Source organism: Streptococcus sp. VTCC 12886, assembly GCF_049893425.1.
Taxonomy (GTDB): Bacteria; Bacillota; Bacilli; order Lactobacillales; family Streptococcaceae; genus Streptococcus; species Streptococcus suis_AA.
This window is the reverse complement of sequence record NZ_JBMVJB010000007.1, coordinates 1-17,006: the sequence shown is the minus strand read 5'-3', so window position 1 is coordinate 17,006 and position 17,006 is coordinate 1. Positions and strand designations below refer to the sequence as shown.

The 17,006-nt window shown below is 36.7% G+C and carries 14 protein-coding genes and 1 other annotated feature; of the genes, 5 read left to right on the top strand and 9 right to left on the bottom strand.

Features of this window, described 5'->3' with window-relative positions:
• Window positions 1–121: 121 nt before the first annotated feature.
• From ACPC57_RS03320 to yfmF, 7 genes are all read right to left on the bottom strand, one after another.
• The gene (locus tag ACPC57_RS03320) at window positions 122–919 is read right to left on the bottom strand and encodes an energy-coupling factor transporter transmembrane component T family protein (RefSeq protein WP_434065641.1); all 798 of its coding nucleotides are present in this window, start codon (window positions 917–919) and stop codon (window positions 122–124) included.
• Window positions 912–1,754 (bottom strand): energy-coupling factor transporter ATPase, encoded by an 843-nt coding sequence (locus tag ACPC57_RS03315; protein WP_434065642.1) that lies wholly within the window; start codon window positions 1,752–1,754, stop codon window positions 912–914. The genes ACPC57_RS03320 and ACPC57_RS03315 overlap by 8 nt, the downstream gene beginning before the upstream one ends.
• Window positions 1,730–2,566, bottom strand: coding sequence for an energy-coupling factor ABC transporter ATP-binding protein (locus ACPC57_RS03310; RefSeq protein WP_277844877.1), 837 nt, complete (start codon window positions 2,564–2,566; stop codon window positions 1,730–1,732). The genes ACPC57_RS03315 and ACPC57_RS03310 overlap by 25 nt, the downstream gene beginning before the upstream one ends.
• Window positions 2,566–3,105, bottom strand: a complete 540-nt coding sequence (pgsA, locus tag ACPC57_RS03305) for a CDP-diacylglycerol--glycerol-3-phosphate 3-phosphatidyltransferase (protein ID WP_130554900.1) — start codon at window positions 3,103–3,105, stop codon at window positions 2,566–2,568. The genes ACPC57_RS03310 and pgsA overlap by 1 nt, the downstream gene beginning before the upstream one ends.
• 11 nt (window positions 3,106–3,116) lie before the next feature.
• Window positions 3,117–4,001 (bottom strand): cytoskeleton protein RodZ, encoded by an 885-nt coding sequence (rodZ, locus tag ACPC57_RS03300; protein ID WP_130554901.1) that lies wholly within the window; start codon window positions 3,999–4,001, stop codon window positions 3,117–3,119.
• An 82-nt stretch (window positions 4,002–4,083) separates the two neighbouring features.
• Window positions 4,084–5,364: an EF-P 5-aminopentanol modification-associated protein YfmH gene (yfmH, locus tag ACPC57_RS03295; protein ID WP_172025642.1), complete on the bottom strand. Its 1,281-nt coding sequence runs from the start codon at window positions 5,362–5,364 to the stop codon at window positions 4,084–4,086.
• Complete coding sequence (yfmF, locus tag ACPC57_RS03290; RefSeq protein ID WP_434065643.1) at window positions 5,361–6,614, bottom strand: EF-P 5-aminopentanol modification-associated protein YfmF; 1,254 nt, start codon at window positions 6,612–6,614, stop codon at window positions 5,361–5,363. The genes yfmH and yfmF overlap by 4 nt, the downstream gene beginning before the upstream one ends.
• Before the next feature lie 73 nt (window positions 6,615–6,687).
• Between yfmF and ACPC57_RS03285 the strand changes: the two genes are divergently transcribed.
• Together ACPC57_RS03285 and recF are read left to right on the top strand one after the other, a co-directional pair.
• Window positions 6,688–7,071, top strand: coding sequence for an RNA-binding S4 domain-containing protein (locus ACPC57_RS03285; protein WP_277837629.1), 384 nt, complete (start codon window positions 6,688–6,690; stop codon window positions 7,069–7,071).
• Window positions 7,072–7,073: 2 nt separating this feature from the next.
• Window positions 7,074–8,165 (top strand): DNA replication/repair protein RecF, encoded by a 1,092-nt coding sequence (gene recF, locus ACPC57_RS03280; RefSeq protein WP_434065657.1) that lies wholly within the window; start codon window positions 7,074–7,076, stop codon window positions 8,163–8,165.
• Between the two features lie 75 nt (window positions 8,166–8,240).
• On the opposite strand, the gene guaB is transcribed toward recF, so the two are convergent.
• Together guaB and trpS are read right to left on the bottom strand one after the other, a co-directional pair.
• Window positions 8,241–9,722, bottom strand: coding sequence for an IMP dehydrogenase (guaB, locus tag ACPC57_RS03275; RefSeq protein WP_277837631.1), 1,482 nt, complete (start codon window positions 9,720–9,722; stop codon window positions 8,241–8,243).
• Window positions 9,723–9,952: 230 nt separating this feature from the next.
• On the bottom strand, window positions 9,953–10,978 hold the full coding sequence (trpS, locus tag ACPC57_RS03270) for a tryptophan--tRNA ligase (protein ID WP_172036929.1): 1,026 nt from the start codon (window positions 10,976–10,978) through the stop codon (window positions 9,953–9,955).
• A 46-nt stretch (window positions 10,979–11,024) separates the two neighbouring features.
• Window positions 11,025–11,231, bottom strand: a binding site (T-box leader).
• A 93-nt stretch (window positions 11,232–11,324) separates the two neighbouring features.
• Here trpS and ACPC57_RS03265 point away from each other — a divergent pair.
• The 3 genes from ACPC57_RS03265 (at window position 11,325) to ACPC57_RS03255 (ending at window position 16,888) form a co-directional block, all read left to right on the top strand.
• Window positions 11,325–12,197 carry a YitT family protein gene (locus ACPC57_RS03265; RefSeq protein WP_434065664.1) on the top strand — a complete coding sequence of 291 codons (873 nt, stop codon included), beginning with the start codon at window positions 11,325–11,327 and terminating at the stop codon, window positions 12,195–12,197.
• Window positions 12,198–12,261: 64 nt separating this feature from the next.
• Window positions 12,262–13,884, top strand: a complete 1,623-nt coding sequence (locus ACPC57_RS03260; protein WP_434065660.1) for an ABC-F family ATP-binding cassette domain-containing protein — start codon at window positions 12,262–12,264, stop codon at window positions 13,882–13,884.
• A 424-nt stretch (window positions 13,885–14,308) separates the two neighbouring features.
• A complete protein-coding gene (locus ACPC57_RS03255) occupies window positions 14,309–16,888 on the top strand; it encodes a YfhO family protein (protein WP_434065661.1) in 2,580 nt (859 codons plus the stop codon).
• The last annotated feature ends 118 nt before the right edge of the window (window positions 16,889–17,006 follow it).

The window sequence follows — 17,006 nt, the reverse complement described above, 5'->3', positions numbered from 1 at the left end:
AGAATAGTCCTTTACTTATTGTTATAACTATTCCTATCATACTATCATAATATTGCTTTTTATTTAAAAATCTATTACAAATATTACAATAAAGTTGTTTTATGGTGAAAAGGATAATATTTTAAGCACTTTTTAGTACATAGAGTGTTACACCTAGTAATATCATGACAATAACAGCACAGGTATCTGGCAATTTCCATTCTAAAACTCGGTATTTTGTTCTTCCTTCGCCTCCTTGATAACCACGCGCTTCCATCGCTGTAGCAAGGGCATCAGCTCTCTTGAAACTTGAAGCAAATAGTGGAATCAAAATAGGAATAACCGATTTAACTTTTTGAATCAGATTTCCTTCATTAAAATCCACACCACGTGCTCTCTGTGCATTCATAATGCGTGTGGTATCATCCATAAGGGTTGGTACAAAACGTAAACTCATCGAGAGCATTAAACCAATTTCATGAACAGGTACTTTCAACCGTTTCAGAGGGGCTAAACCAGATTCAATACCATCAGCCAGACTCAAAGGTGTTGTTGTTAATGTTAACAAGGTTGAAAAGAAAATAATGAGTACAAATCGGATGAAGATAATCAGCGCCTGCTGCAAGCCTTCAATCGAAACCTTAAAAATCCAAAATTCCCACAAAACACTTGCTCCAGGTGTGAAGAAAACTTGGAAAAAGGTTGTAAACAGAATAATCCCTATCATTGGTTTTAAACCATTGATAAAAAAAGATAGGCGTATTTGTGATAAAAGGACGATTGCAAACACAAAGGCAATGATTAGAACATTTGTTATCAAATTATTTGCCCAGAAAATAAGCAAAAGAAAGGCAAACATGGCCAACAATTTACTACGCGGATCTAAACGATGAATCATCGAATTTCCAGGAATATACCGACCTAAAATCAATTTATCCATGACTCATCACCTCGGCAAATTCTTTTATCGTAACTGGCAAGCGTTCAAATACAAAGCCCCTTCTCTCCAGATTCGCAGCAAATTTTGTTATTTTTGGAACACCTAATTTAATTGTTTCCAAAAATTCAACCTCTTGAAAAACATCCCTCGGTTTTCCTGAACGGATTAACTTCCCTTTCTCCATCACATAGACCCAATCTGCATAATTTGCAACATCATCCATCAAATGAGTTACCAGAACGATGGTCATGCCATTAGCGTGTAACTGTTTAAAGATGTTCATTAATTCCTGACGTCCAGCTGGATCTAGTCCTGCTGTAGGTTCATCCAATACTAGAACATTTGGTTCCATGGCTAATATTCCTGCAATCGCAACTCGGCGCATTTGACCTCCAGATAACTCGAAAGGACTTCTTTCAAATAGATCTTCTGAAATACCAACGAGTGCAAGTTTTTCACGAGCAATCTTTTCAGCCTCTTCTTGGGAAATACCAAAATTTTGTGGACCAAATGCCACATCTTTTAAGACTGTCTCATCAAAAACTTGACTTTCTGGGAACTGAAAAACCAAGCCAACTTTTTTTCTTACTTGCTTAATACCTTTTTTATCTGAAGTCGCGTTGATAACCATATCATCAACAATCACATTACCAGATGTGGGGATATTTAATCCATTTAAAAGTTGCAAAATAGTTGATTTCCCAGAACCAGTATGCCCAATCAATGCAGTATAGGAACCGTCAACAATTTCCAAATCTACACCGAAAAGCGCACGCCCCTCAAAAGGTGTGCCAGCTTGATAGGTATAGCTTACTTTTTGGAGATGAATTCCCATAAAGTTTCCTCTAATTCTTCCTCTGTAAAATAGCGTAGCGGAATAGCGATTCCCGCCTGGCGCAATTCTTCAGCTAATTTTGCTGTAAATGGCTGTTCTAAATCAAGCTCAATCAAATCATCCCTCATAAATAATTCTGCTGGGGTACTGGTTGATTCAATTTGCCCATTCTTCATCACAATCACACGATCACTTAGTGCAACTTCGTCTAAATCATGCGTAATAGAAATAACCGTCATATTATGTTCATCTTTAATTTCCTTCACAATACGAATTAATTCTAAACGCCCTTCAGGATCTAACATAGACGTTGCTTCATCCAAAATAACAATTTTGGGACGCAAAGCCACGATACCTGCTATTGCAACACGCTGTTTTTGTCCACCAGAGAGTCTAGCAGGTTCTCTCTTCTTAAAACTAGCCATGTCAACCAATTCCAAAGCTTCTTGAACACGAACACGCATTTCTTCAAGAGGAACTCCTTGGTTTTCCAAACCAAAAGCAACATCATCTTCTACTGTAGCCCCAACGAATTGATTATCTGGATTTTGAAAGACCATTCCAATTAGACGGCGTTTTTCCCAGACATTATCAGCTGTCAATTTATCGCCGGATATGTAAATGTCCCCAGATTCAGCTTCCAATAAGCCATCTATTAAACGGACAGTTGTTGATTTCCCTGATCCATTATGGCCAATGATGGACAACCACTCTCCTTGTTTCACGTGAAACGAAACGTCGTTTAAAGTATATTTTTCGTCTTCTTGATCGTACTTATACTTAAGATTTTTAACTTCGATAATATTTTCCATTATTTAAATGTATCTTTGAAAAGAAATGAGGCACCCTTGAAATAATCATAACCTGAATAAAGGGTGAAGAAAAGTGCGATATACAATGTTATGTGACCAAGCAGGTTCCAATGCAAGAGTAGGAAAATGACCGCAAACATTTGAGAAAAGGTTTTAATTTTCCCTGGCATTGCTGCGGCTAGGACTGTCCCACCATTTTCAACTAAAAGTAAACGCAAACCAGTTACAGCAAGCTCCCTACAAATGATAATCGCAACAACCCAAGCAGGGGCATATCCCAATTCAACTAGCATAATAAAAGCTGTCATTACCAGTATTTTATCCGCCATTGGATCGGCAAACTTCCCGAAATTTGTAACAACTTTCCATTTTCTAGCTAAATAACCATCTAAATAGTCCGTAATACTAGCTAAAGCAAAGATAATTGCAGCTAATGTATGGCTGATTGCATTGTTCCAAAGCGTTAATAATAAAATAAAGATGGGGATAACGAGAATCCGACCAATTGTTAATGCATTGGGAATATTTTCTTTTTTCATCTTTTCATCCTTTATTGTTCAAAGTACAGGGTAATACTTCCTGTCTGAGTAGTTAAAGCCGATGTATCCAACTTTTGACCACCAATTGTAATAGTAACCCCTTTTACAACACCTAAAACGAGAGTAGCTGAAGATACTCCTTCCTCTATTTTTGTTGTTGCTGATGGGTTATCAGGGGTCAGTGTTACGCCACCTGAAAGTGTTGTATTAGATAAACTAATCCAACTAGTTGTATTATCTGCAGTTACAGTAATATCAATTGGATAGGTAAACTTTGATACGGTAGCACTAATACTTTCTCCAGATCCGGTTACCTGAATCATTTCAGAAGCGCTAGTTGTTGAACTGCTAGTAGAACTAGAACTATTTGAAGATGACTCCTCTATAACATTTCCTGATGTTGATGTACTTGCTATTGAGCTTGATGAATTTGTCACTTGTCTAGACACACTATAAGATGTACTTTGATTTGAGAATAGTGAAATTTGCTTCATACGACTATGAATCACAAATGTCACAAAAATAATCATCAAACCAGCTGCTAGTAACAAGTAAAACAAAGGAAGAAAAGAATCTTTTTTATTCTTTTTTCTTAACTTATAACGTCTTTTTAACTCCGTAGAAAGTTCTTCCTCTTCTCCTTCTTCATAGTAGATTACTAGACTATTCTTTTTATAAGCATCTAGTAATACAGCAGAATCCAATTCAAGCGCATCCGCATACGTTACCAAAAAACTTTCTATGTAGTTACTGTCTGGTATATATTCGAAATCATTATATTCTAATGCTTGTAAATATTTAGCCTGAATTTTCGTCATTCTCTGCACATCAATTAGGTTCCAGCCCCTACTTTCTCGAGCTGATCGAAGAACTTCACCGATACTTTTTTGCCTCATAAATCCCTTCTCTCATTCATTCATCGTATACAATACTCTATTTTAACAAAAAACTACGGAAATTTCGATGCTTTACAACATTCTATCGGGGAAAAATCGTAAAATCTGTCATATCACAGTTGTAAATAAACTGCCGCCCAACCTCAAAAACATCCTCCAGTGTAACAGACTGAATAATCTCTGGAAAATCAAAAATAGTCTGCTCATCAGTGAGTTGAGTCACAAAGTGACTGGCAGTAAATTCAAGTGAATTTAAACTTCGAATAAAATCACCATACATTTCATTTTTTAATAATGCAAGTTGTTGATGATTGATATCTTTATCATTTTCAAATTGGTGAATGGCTTTCATAATTAAACTAGATAATCGAATTGGTGATTCGGTATCTGTTGTAATGACTACGAAGTGATAATCTGGGCTTACCTCAATTTGAAATTGAAACGAAGAATCAATTATTCCATCCTCATATAAGGCTTGATAGCGTTTTGAAGTCCAACCAAATAACATTGCAAATAATAATTGTAAACATACTTGGTATCTTGGAATTTCCTGACTTGAAATAACATCATTCCCTCTTAACCCTATTGCTAATTTTGAAGTAGCTACCTCAAATTGCTCTGTTTGATGTTCTAAAATTGGTAAATGTGTCAAGGCAAGTTTTTCAAACGACCTACTATCTTGCACAGAGTTCTCTTGAGTTTGAATTATTTCTTCCCACACCTCTTCTATAATAAAATTTCCAACAATAAACATATGCATATTACTTGGACGATAGAAGGCTAAATAATTTTCATACAAAGCATCAGCTGTAATTTGTGAAATTGATTCAACAGTACCAGCAATATCATAAGCTAATGGAGTTCCCGGATAGAGTGAAGCTAAAATTCCCATATAAAGACGATAATCTGCATCATCTTGGTACATTTCAATTTCTTGTTCAATGATTCCTTGCTCACGCTCTACATTTTCTTTTGTAAAATGAGGCTTAGTAACAAATGATTGCAGTAATTTCAAACAAGATAACACTTCTTGGGTAGTTGAAAAAAGATAGCTTGTTTGACGAAATCCAGTATAGGCATTTGCACTAGCACCTAATTTGGCAAATTGATTCATCACATCGCCATCTTCTTCTGATTCAAATAGTTTATGCTCCAAAAAATGGGCAATCCCTGCGGGATAGTGAACAATTTCTTTACCATCTGCTTTAAATTGAGTATGTAGGGCCCCAAATTCTGTCGTTAATACTCCATAGGCCTCATTAAAATCAGTTTTTGGAAGTAAAGTTACTGTCAAACCATTATTAAGTTTAGCATAATAAAGACTCTCCTTCATATACGGATAGCATTTTTCAATTAGTTTCATTGAGCAACTCCTTCCATAAAGTAAATAGCCTGTAAACGAATAACTTTTCCAAGTTTTACAACATCGTCTATCGATACTGCATTAATACCATCAATCCACTGTTGCCAAGTTAGATTTCGTTCTCCTAAGCAGACTTCATTATAGGCCTGTTCAATTAGATTATTTTGTCTATCTTGAGCCAGCATTGCAGAGTGTGTTAGTGATTTTTTTGTTAATTCCAAGTCATCCTCTGTAATTTGACCACGTTTTATTGCAAGAAATTCACGATTTATGAGCTTCATTGTCCTCAATCGATCTTCTCGATTAATTCCAGCATATACTTTCAACATACCTGAAAAAATATCCACTTGACTCCCAATCGTATAGGCCAGACTTTCTTTTTCCCGAACATTCATAAATAATTTAGAATGAGAAAAGGCACCGAACAGACCATTAAAAACCAACAATGCAGGATAGTTTACATCGTTGTAAACAACTTGTAAATGATATGCTAATTCTAAAATAGATTGCTGAGCAACTTTTCGTTCCACTTTTTCATGAACGATATTGGAATAATCCTGTGAGTACTCTAACTCCAATTTTGGATTTCGGTATGTAAAGTCAAAGTTTTTAAATTTATTTTGAACCTCTAATTGATTGACATCTCCAGCAACAAAAATATCAATTCTGTCCATTTTTAGCATTCTTTTGTAAGCTTCATAAACAGATTCAGCTGTCTCCTTTTGTACTAAATCAATTCTGGCAACTCGTGGCACCTGTATATCTTCATCATTAAAATAGAGACGACTCATTTCAACATCCGCATGATAAAAATTATCTTCTACCTCAGATTCTAAAAAACTTAATAAATTTCTTTTTTCCACTTCGAACATTTTTTTATTGAAAGCTTTTCCTTCTGTCAACGGTCGAAATAGACAGGCATATAGAAAATCAATTATTTCTAAGGTTATATCTTCCTTATTGAGTAAAAACGATGATTTCACATACGAGATGTTCACATCAACAAAATGAACTCGTCCCCTCTTAGAAACAGAGGTTGAAAAATGTGCCCCGTATAAAGCAGCTAGTTTCATTCGAAGTTGACGCGCTGTTGGATAATCTTGATTTCCCATTTCTAGTAAATTGGCTAGTAGCACACGACCTGCCACTGTTTTTTCACTCATTGCTGCAGCAAAACGCACACGAATTCTATTGGTCGTAAACTTACTTGATTCTATAAAATGAAGATTAACTCCTTCTTGTAATTCCATTCTCTTCCTCTTTCAAACATTATACCTTTCATTATACCATTTTGTGTTATAATATTCTGTAACGAGGTGACATATGGAATTTAAACTATTTGATGACTACATTACTTTACAGGCCCTTTTAAAAACAACTGGTATTCTTCACTCAGGCGGTGCTATCAAAGGTTTTTTAGAGGAAAATACCATCCTTTTTAATGGAGAAGATGAAAAAAGAAGAGGGAAAAAAATCCGTATTGGTGACACAGTCGCACTACCAGAACATGGTATTACTATAACTGTTATTGCTCCAAGTACAGAAGAAATTCAGCAATACCAAGAAGATCAGGCTGAAAAAGAGCGGGTAGCTGCCATTGTTAAAAAAATGAATCAAAAGAATAAAAAAAACAAGAAACAGGTCCCTCCTTCAAAAAAAACAGCTCAAAAAGCTGATAGAAAACCTGTTCGTTTCCCTGGTACATAAACATGTGGTTGGAACGATTAGCATTAAAACATTTTCGGAATTACAACCATTTAGATATTGAGTTTCACAAAGGACTCAATGTCTTTTTAGGTGAAAATGCCCAAGGTAAAACCAATATGCTAGAATCTATCTATTTTTTAGCCCTGACACGGAGTCATCGAACCCGAACAGATAAAGACCTTCTACAATTTCAGGAAAAAGAATTATCTATTTCTGGAACACTTCATCGTACAAATGGTAAAATTCCGCTTGACATTCACTTGACAGATAAAGGGCGAGTAACAAAAGTCAATCATCTCAAGCAAGCAAAGCTTTCAAACTACATTGGACACATGAACGTTGTTCTCTTTGCACCGGAAGACTTGCAATTAATCAAAGGTGCCCCTGCCTTAAGGAGAAAGTTCATTGATGTCGAATTGGGACAAATCAAACCAATATATCTCTCAGACTTGTCAAGCTATAACCATGTTTTAAAACAAAGAAATGCCTATCTTAAATCTACAGAAACGGTAGACAATACCTTTTTATCTGTATTGGATCATCAACTAGCAGAGTATGGTAGTCGTGTTATCCAACACCGGATTGACTTTCTAAAAAAATTAGAATTGTATGGCAACAGCAAAGTTCAAGAAATCTCAAACCAAAAAGAAACCTTAACCATTCAATATCTATCTTCAGTAAACTTGACTAACTCTGTCAATTTAATTGACACTTTCTTGACAGAGTTAGAAAATAGTCGTAAACGTGATTTATTCAAAAAAAATACAGGTGTAGGACCACACCGTGATGATATTGCCTTCTTTCTAAATGATATGAACGCCCATTTTGGTAGCCAAGGACAACACCGTAGTCTTGTCCTTTCTCTCAAACTCGCTGAAATAGAATTAATGAAAGAAATGACAAGAGAGTATCCGATTCTATTGTTAGATGATGTCATGAGCGAACTTGATAACAGTCGACAATTGAAATTGCTTGAAACAATTACCGATACGATTCAAACATTTATAACTACGACATCTTTGGACCATTTACATAAGCTGCCTGATAATCTTAAAATTTTCCATATTCAAAAGGGAAACATTACCGAGGAGTGAAAGGGTGCTTTACAACAGTTGTCAACTACATTTACATATAAAGAAAGACCCTGTCAACCAGGGTCTTGTTTTTGTTTACTGTACTGAATAGTTTGGAGCTTCGTTTGTAATTTGAACATCGTGTGGATGGCTTTCTTTCAAACCAGCGCCTGACATTTCGATAAACTGAGCATTTTCATGCAATTCGGTCAAGTTGCCAGCACCTACATAGCCCATACCTGAGCGAAGTCCACCAACCATTTGGAATATCATATCTGCAACAGATCCTTTATAAGCTACACGTCCCTCAATTCCTTCTGGAACAAGTTTGTTAGCTTCATTTACAGATGCTTGGAAGTAACGGTCCTTCGAACCTTGTTTCATGGCAGCGATAGAGCCCATACCACGGTAAGTCTTAAATTTACGACCTTGGAAGATTTCTGTTTCTCCTGGTGCTTCATCCGTTCCTGCAAACATAGAACCCAGCATAACGGCATGACCACCTGCTGCAAGTGCCTTCACAATGTCACCTGAATACTTGATACCACCATCAGCAATAATGGTTTTTCCATATTCACGCGCAACACCAGCTGCATCATAGATAGCAGTCACTTGTGGTACCCCAACACCTGCGATGACACGTGTTGTACAGATTGAACCTGGTCCAATACCGACCTTCACAACATCAACACCAGCTTCATAAAGAGCACGAGCTCCCTCAGCTGTGGCAATATTGCCGGCAATTAAGGTACGAGTTGGGAAGTGTTGACGGATTTCTTTAATCTTACGAAGAACACCAGCTGAGTGACCGTGAGCAGTATCGATAACAATCGCATCAGCACCCGCTTCAAAGAGAGCCTCAGCACGTTCAAAAGTATCAGATGTGACACCAACAGCACCCGCAACCAAGAGACGACCAAATTCATCCTTCGCTGCATTTGGGAACTCAATGACTTTCTCAATGTCTTTGATAGTAATCAAGCCTGACAAACGTCCATTTTCATCAACCAATGGCAATTTTTCAATACGATGCTTGTGTAGAATAGCCTCAGCAGTCGCAAGGTCAGTTCCAACTGGCGCTGTTACCAAAGCATCGCTTGTCATGTTTGTAGAAATTGGCTGTGAATAATCGGAAATGAAACGCATATCACGGTTGGTAATAATACCAACCAATTTACGATTTTCCAATGTTTCGACGATTGGCACACCTGAAATACGATATGTTGCCATTAATTTCTCAGCCTCAGCAATGGTGTGCTCTGGTGTTAGGAAGAATGGATCGATAATGACACCATTTTCAGAACGTTTTACCTTACGCACCTCATCAGCCTGCTCCGCGATAGACATATTCTTATGGATGACACCCAAACCACCTGCACGTGCCATAGCAATAGCCATTTTGCTATCTGTTACAGTGTCCATGGCAGCAGAAATAATCGGAAGATTAAGGGTCAAATTTGGTGCTAATTGTGTTTTTAAATCAATATCGTGTGGTAAAACATGACTTTCAGCCGGAATAAGTAATACGTCATCAAAAGTAAAGCCTTTTTTCAAAAATTTAGTGTCCCAATTTGACATTTTCTTCCTCTTTTCTTATTTATGTGTAGCTTGATTGCTATTTGTATTTTTATTATGATAACATTTTGAAATCATTTGTCAATCATTATTCGCTTTAATATTGACAATCCTAAAAATTCAGAAAATTCTATTCGGTTTTATCTATAAAAATCGAACGTTTGTTTTTTACTTCTCTGTGATTTAAATGAAAAAAGCAACATTTTTTCAACATTGCTCATTCATTGTTAACCTTATTTAAAATAGTTGATTCCCATAGCTGATTTCACTTGATCAAGAGTTGTCGCAGCAACTTGACGAGCTTTTTGGCTCCCTGCTTCCAACATTGCATAGACCTGTCCCATATCCTGTGCAAACTCCAGACGGCGTTCACGGATTGGTCCTAATTCTCTCTCTAAAATGTCCAGCAAATAACGTTTAGTCTTCACATCCCCCAAACCACCACGTTGGTACTGTTCTTTCATAGCTTCAATTTCAGCACGATCTTCTTCACGTCCGAAAACATCTAGATAATGGAAAACCATGTTTCCTTCAATCTTACCTGGGTCTTCAACACGGATGTGGTTGGGATCAGTGTACATGGACATGACTTTTTTCTTGAGTGTATCCATGTCATCTGCCAGATAAATACCATTTCCAAGTGATTTAGACATTTTTGCATTTCCATCAAGACCGGGCAAACGACCGGCTGCCTCATTTTCAGGATAAATGCCTTCTGGCTCTACCAAAACATCTGTTTGGTAAGCATGATTAAAACTACGAACAAGTTCACGAGTCTGCTCAATCATCGGCCTTTGGTCATTTCCAACAGGGACAAAATTTGCCTTGAAGGCTGTAATGTCCGCCGCTTGTGATACAGGATAAACCAAGAAGCCAGCTGGAATTCCTTCGCCAAAACCTTTTTGAGCAATTTCTGTTTTAACTGTTGGGTTACGCTCTAAACGCGCAACAGATACCAAGTTCATGTAGTACATGGTTAATTCTGCCAATTCAGGGATTTGACTCTGAATGAAAATCGTTGTCTTAGCTGGATCAAGTCCTGCCGCTAGATAATCTAGCGCTACGTTTCCAACGGATTCAACAATCTTTTCCGGTTCCTTTGCATGGTCTGTCAAAGCCTGTTGATCAGCTAAAAAGACAAAAAGTTCATGTTGACCTGCATCCTGTAATAAAACACGATTTTTCAACGAACCAACATAATGTCCAATATGTAATTTGCCTGTTGGACGGTCTCCTGTTAGAATAATCGGTTTACTCATAAAATATTCTCCTTTTACATAATAAAAGCCCACGCACAGAAAACTGTGCGAGGGCGTCAAGGACACGGTGCCACCTCACTTATAAGCATTAAATAAGCTTATATCTTTTCGCACATAAGGCCTGCTAGCCGAATCCTTATTTGTTCAGATTCTATTCACTCAGTCCATTCATAAGCGACTCTTGTTTGTTTCCACCAACCACAAACTCTCTAAAAATTATCCACTTACTACTCCTCTGATTGATACCTATTATAACCGCAAAAAATTAGAAAGTCAAGGTCAGTAAAGCCTTGACGCTACCAAGAGAATGATGGATAATAGTATAGAATTATTTTTTGTGGAGCTTATTATGCAACGATTTAAAGAGTTTTTTCTAGTTACCATTGGTACCTTTATCATGGCTGTTGGCTTTAACAGCCTCTTTTTAGCGAATAACATCGCTTCCGGGGGTATAAGTGGTCTGGCTATTAGTATTAACAAATTATTTGAAATAAATCCTGCCACCTTTGTATTTATCGTTAACATTCCCCTACTTATTGCATGTTACGTTTTTCTAGGTAGAACTACCTTTTTGAAAACCGTATATGGTTCTAATATTTACCCATTTTTTCTTAAACTCACAGACTCACTTCCAACACTCACTAAAGATCCGCTATTAGCAGCACTATTTGGTGGTATAATTGTTGGAATAGGAATTGGTCTTGTTTTTCTTGGAAATTCTTCAACTGGCGGTACTGGAATTATTACTCAAATACTCAATAAATTAACCCCGATTCCAATTGGGATTTTAATGGGAATAATTGATGGTATAATCGTTATTATAGGTTTTATTGCTTTTGATCCTGATTCTGTGATGTACTCCATCCTTGCACTGATGACCATCACTTATATTGTCAACTTGATGATGTCCGGTGCTGATTCCTCTCGAAATGTAATGATTATATCGAGATATCATGAAGAAATAAAAGAATACATTACAACAGTTGTTGATCGAGGTGTTACTGAATTTCCTGTTGTTGGTGGGTTTACAGGTAAAGAACAACGAATGCTGATGACAATCGTTTCACGTCCAGAAATTCAAAAACTTGAAACAAATATTCTTGCAATCGACGATACTGCATTTCTAATTGTCATGCCAGCAACTCAAGTTAAAGGACGTGGATTCAGTCTTCAAAAAGACCACAAACAGTATAATGAAGATATTTTGATTCCAATGTAATTCATTGAAAATTCAAGTTCTTTCTAGTACAATAAAACTAATAGACAGAAAAATAGGAGAAACTATGCTTACAGTATCAGATGTGTCGCTACGTTTCAGCGATCGTAAATTATTCGATGATGTCAACATTAAGTTTACAGCAGGAAATACCTATGGATTGATTGGTGCTAATGGTGCCGGAAAATCTACATTTTTAAAAATCTTAGCAGGAGATATCGAACCAACAACTGGCCATATTTCCCTTGGTCCAGATGAACGACTTTCTATCCTTCGTCAGAACCATTTCGACTACGAAGATGAACGTGTGATTGACGTCGTTATCATGGGAAATGACCAACTTTACAGCATCATGAAAGAGAAAGATGCCATCTATATGAAGGAAGACTTTTCTGATGAAGATGGTGTCCGAGCTGCCGAGTTAGAAGGTGAATTTGCAGAACTTGGTGGATGGGAAGCTGAAAGCGAAGCTTCACAGTTACTCCAAAACCTCAACATCTCAGAAGACCTTCACTACCAAAATATGAGCGAATTGACAAATGGTGAAAAGGTCAAAGTTCTCTTAGCCAAGGCGCTTTTTGGTAAACCCGATGTTCTTCTTTTGGACGAGCCAACCAACGGTTTAGATATCCAATCCATCAACTGGTTGGAAGACTTCCTCATTGATTTTGAAAATACCGTCATTGTCGTATCCCATGACCGTCACTTCTTAAATAAAGTATGTACACATATGGCTGATCTTGACTTCGGTAAAATCAAGATTTTTGTTGGTAACTACGACTTCTGGAAACAATCAAGTGAGTTGGCTGCCCGTTTACAAGCAGATCGAAATGCAAAGGCAGAAGAAAAAATCAAAGAATTACAAGAATTCGTTGCCCGTTTCTCTGCTAATGCATCTAAATCCAAACAAGCCACTTCACGTAAAAAAATGTTGGATAAAATTGAATTAGAAGAAATCATACCCTCTAGCCGTAAGTATCCATTTATCAACTTCAAATCAGAACGTGAAATCGGTAATGACCTCCTAACAGTTGAAAACTTAAAGGTTGTCATCGATGGTGAAACGATTCTTGACAATATCAACTTTATCTTACGTCCAGGTGACAAGACTGCTCTTATTGGTCAAAACGACATCCAAACAACTGCTCTCATTCGGGCGCTTATGGGCGATATTGAATATGAAGGTACTGTCAAGTGGGGTGTCACTACTAGTCAATCCTACTTACCAAAAGACAATACTCGTGACTTTGATACAAACAAATCTATCCTTGATTGGCTCCGTCAATTTGCCAGCAAGGAAGAAGATGACAATACCTTCTTGCGCGGTTTCTTGGGACGTATGCTCTTCTCAGGAGATGAGGTTAACAAACCTGTAAACGTCTTGTCAGGGGGCGAAAAAGTGCGTGTGATGTTGTCAAAACTCATGCTCCTTAAATCAAACGTATTGGTCTTAGATGATCCAACCAACCACTTGGACTTGGAGTCAATTTCCAGTCTGAACGATGGTTTGAAAGCTTTTAAAGAATCCATCATCTTTGCCAGCCATGACCACGAATTTATTCAAACTTTAGCAAACCGTATCATCGTCATTTCTAAAAATGGCGTGATTGACCGAATCGACGAAACTTATGATGAATTTTTGGAAAATGCTGAAGTACAAGCTAAAGTACAAGAACTTTGGAAAGCATAATAAAAAGAGGCTGGGCAGAAAGTCCAGCCTCGCTTCTCAGAGTTCGTGTCAACATCTCAGCGCAGTGGTTGATTGGCTTTAACAGTCTGGGAGATTGTTAAAGGTAGGAGATAAGATTTGCACAGCAAATCTCAGCAGTTCGTGTTTCACACTCCAAATCTGACCACTACGGCTGATGCGAACGAGTTCGCTTCATTTCCAACCTCCAACAGTCACTACTCTGACTGTTGGAGCTGTGCGGGGGTGGGAGTTTAAAAGGTCTGGGAGACCTTTTAAAGTTGGAGATATAAGCTGACGGCAGTCAGCTCACATAAATTGAAGTCTGGGATAGACTGTTTCAGCTCAACAACTTAAAACGAAAAATTGTTGACGAACTCTTTTTAGACTGGTCGAGTTCTTTCCCACTCCATTTTCTTTTAAATCTATGAAAAAAATATTTACAAAAACATCCATTTATTACCTCTTATCTTTCCTTATCCCGCTAACTATTATTTCTATTGTCTTGGCATTTCAAGGAATTTGGTGGGGAAGTGACACAACTATATTAGCAAGTGATGGCTTCCATCAGTATGTTATATTTAATCAAACATTGCGAAATGCTTTACATGGAGATGGCTCAATATTTTACACATTTACTAGCGGTTTGGGCCTGAATTTCTACGCATTGTCTTCGTATTATTTAGGTTCTTTCCTATCTCCCATCGTTTTTTTCTTCAATATACAGTCTATGCCAGATGCCCTCTATCTTGTCACTATTGTCAAGTTTGGATTGATAGGGTTGTCAACTTTTGTCAGTTTAAAAGGCATTCACCAATATTTAAAAGAAGAGTGGGCATTGCTACTTTCTACTAGTTTTTCCCTAATGAGTTTCAGTACTAGTCAATTAGAAATTAATAACTGGCTGGATGTTTTTATTCTTCTTCCGATCATTCTTCTGGGTTTACATCGATTATTAACGGGAAAAGGACAAATCATTTATTATCTAGCTCTGACATGCTTATTTGTACAAAACTATTACTTTGGTTACATGACCGCTATTTTTCTAATCATTTGGACACTCGTACAATTGTCTCGGTTAAAGGGGCAGAAATTGAAAAGATTTGTAAACTTTACACTTGTGTCAATCTTATCTGCATTGAGTAGCTTGTTCATGTTGTTGCCAACCTATCTTGATTTAAAAACTCACGGCGAGACATTTACAAATATTGTCAACCTAAAAACAGAAGATTCTTGGTATCTTGACTTCTTTGCCAAAAACTTAGTAGGTAGTTTCGACACGACAAAATTTGGATCCATTCCTATGATTTCTGTTGGTTTAGTCCCACTGATTCTAGCTTTGCTATTCTTCACATTAAAAGGTATCAAACCAATTGTAAAGCTATCTTACAGCCTATTCTTTACACTCATTATTTCAAGTTTTTATTTACAGCCACTAAATCTTTTTTGGCAAGGAATGCATGCTCCGAATATGTTTTTATATCGCTATGCATGGGTTCTTTCAATAGGTATCATCTACCTAGCTGCTGAAACTGTTGTACGTTTGGATCAAATTAACTTAAAACACTTCACATTAGTTATTTCATTTCTATTTATTGGATTTTTATCCACTTACTTTTTCAAAAATCATTACGACTTTCTAGTGGATGTCAACTTCTTATTGACACTAGAATTTTTGATTGCATACTTTATTCTTTTTATTGCTATCCTAGGCTACAAGTCATCCTACAAATGGATAACTTCCACCATAGTAATATTTAGTCTCTTAGAAGTCGGAATTCATACTTATTACCAAGTGCAAGGCTTATCGGACGAGTGGCATTTTCCTAGTCGTTCTAACTATGAAGAAAAGTTGTCAGAAATTGACAGTCTTGTAAAGTTTACAGCAGAGAGCAATGATTCGTTTTATCGAATGGAGCGTCTCTTGCCTCAAACAGGTAATGATAGTATGAAATTCAATTATAATGGTATTTCTCAATTTTCTTCCATAAGGAACAGAGCATCTAGCTCAACATTAGATAAACTTGGTTTTCGATCTGATGGTACTAATCTGAACCTTCGATACCAAAATAATACTATTATAGCTGATAGTCTATTTGGAATAAAGTACAACTTAGCAACCAGCAATCCAAATAAGTATGGTTTTTCGTTAAGCCAGAGTCTTGATACAATTAGTCTCTACGAAAATTCTTTTAGCCAAGGGTTAGCTATTCTAACGGATGGAGTTTACAAAGATGTCAAGTTTACGAATTTAACTCTTGACAACCAAACAAACTTCCTAAATCAATTGACTGGGTTATCACAGAAATATTATTATTCACTTAAAGACATTGAATCACAAAATACTGTTGAATTGGGCAATCGAATGACTGTCAATAAAGTTGAAACTGAGGATGCTGCAAAAGCTACTTTCATTGTTGCAATTCCTGCAAATAGTCAGGTATATTTAAATTTACCAAATATTACTTTCTCAAATGATAATCAAAAAAGAATTATTATCACTGTAAACAATCAGTCAAGTGAGTTTACAATTGATAATGCTTTTTCCTTTTTCAATATTGGAAATTTCTCTACCGATACAGTGGCTCAGATAGAAGTTTATTTTCCTGAGAATAACCAAGTTTCATTTGATTTGCCACAATTTTATCGATTGGATTTACTAGCTTTCCAACAAGCAGTATCTATACTCCAAGAAAAAAACATTGATACACGCGCAGATGGTAATAGAGTCACAGTAAATTTTGAAACAAGTAAAGAAGCTTCTATCCTATTAACCCTTCCTTTTGATAAGGGATGGAGTGCAACCATTGATGGCAAGCCAGTAGATATTCAAAAGGCTCAAAATGGTTTTATGAAAGTAAATGTAGAACCTGGTCAAACAAAACTCGTTTTAACCTTTATTCCACAAGGTTTTTATGTCGGTTTACTGATTTCTTTTGGGGCTATTTTCGTATTTTGTACTTATCAGTTTCTTCGATTTCATTATCTTAAAAACCGAGAAAAATAATGAACAGCTCCCTGTCAAGTGGACAATGAAATAATAAAAGATTAGGCGACGGCCTTGTTCCTCATTTCAAGAGGGGCAAGGCCGTTTTTGCGCTCTTGAAAACGTTGATGATTGTAAA

Bases quoted from the DNA above. Each gene is read 5' to 3' on its own strand.
- pgsA (WP_130554900.1), bottom strand. From the start codon at position 3,105: ATGAAAAAAGAAAATATTCCCAATGCATTAACAATTGGTCGGATTCTC.
- yfmF (WP_434065643.1), bottom strand. From the start codon at position 6,614: ATGGAATTACAAGAAGGAGTTAATCTTCATTTTATAGAATCAAGTAAG.
- yfmH (WP_172025642.1), bottom strand. From the start codon at position 5,364: ATGAAACTAATTGAAAAATGCTATCCGTATATGAAGGAGAGTCTTTAT.
- ACPC57_RS03320 (WP_434065641.1), bottom strand. From the start codon at position 919: ATGGATAAATTGATTTTAGGTCGGTATATTCCTGGAAATTCGATGATT.
- ACPC57_RS03310 (WP_277844877.1), bottom strand. From the start codon at position 2,566: ATGGAAAATATTATCGAAGTTAAAAATCTTAAGTATAAGTACGATCAA.
- rodZ (WP_130554901.1), bottom strand. From the start codon at position 4,001: ATGAGGCAAAAAAGTATCGGTGAAGTTCTTCGATCAGCTCGAGAAAGT.
- ACPC57_RS03255 (WP_434065661.1), top strand. From the start codon at position 14,309: ATGAAAAAAATATTTACAAAAACATCCATTTATTACCTCTTATCTTTC.
- recF (WP_434065657.1), top strand. From the start codon at position 7,074: ATGTGGTTGGAACGATTAGCATTAAAACATTTTCGGAATTACAACCAT.
- guaB (WP_277837631.1), bottom strand. From the start codon at position 9,722: ATGTCAAATTGGGACACTAAATTTTTGAAAAAAGGCTTTACTTTTGAT.
- ACPC57_RS03285 (WP_277837629.1), top strand. From the start codon at position 6,688: ATGGAATTTAAACTATTTGATGACTACATTACTTTACAGGCCCTTTTA.
- ACPC57_RS03260 (WP_434065660.1), top strand. From the start codon at position 12,262: ATGCTTACAGTATCAGATGTGTCGCTACGTTTCAGCGATCGTAAATTA.
- trpS (WP_172036929.1), bottom strand. From the start codon at position 10,978: ATGAGTAAACCGATTATTCTAACAGGAGACCGTCCAACAGGCAAATTA.
- ACPC57_RS03315 (WP_434065642.1), bottom strand. From the start codon at position 1,754: ATGGGAATTCATCTCCAAAAAGTAAGCTATACCTATCAAGCTGGCACA.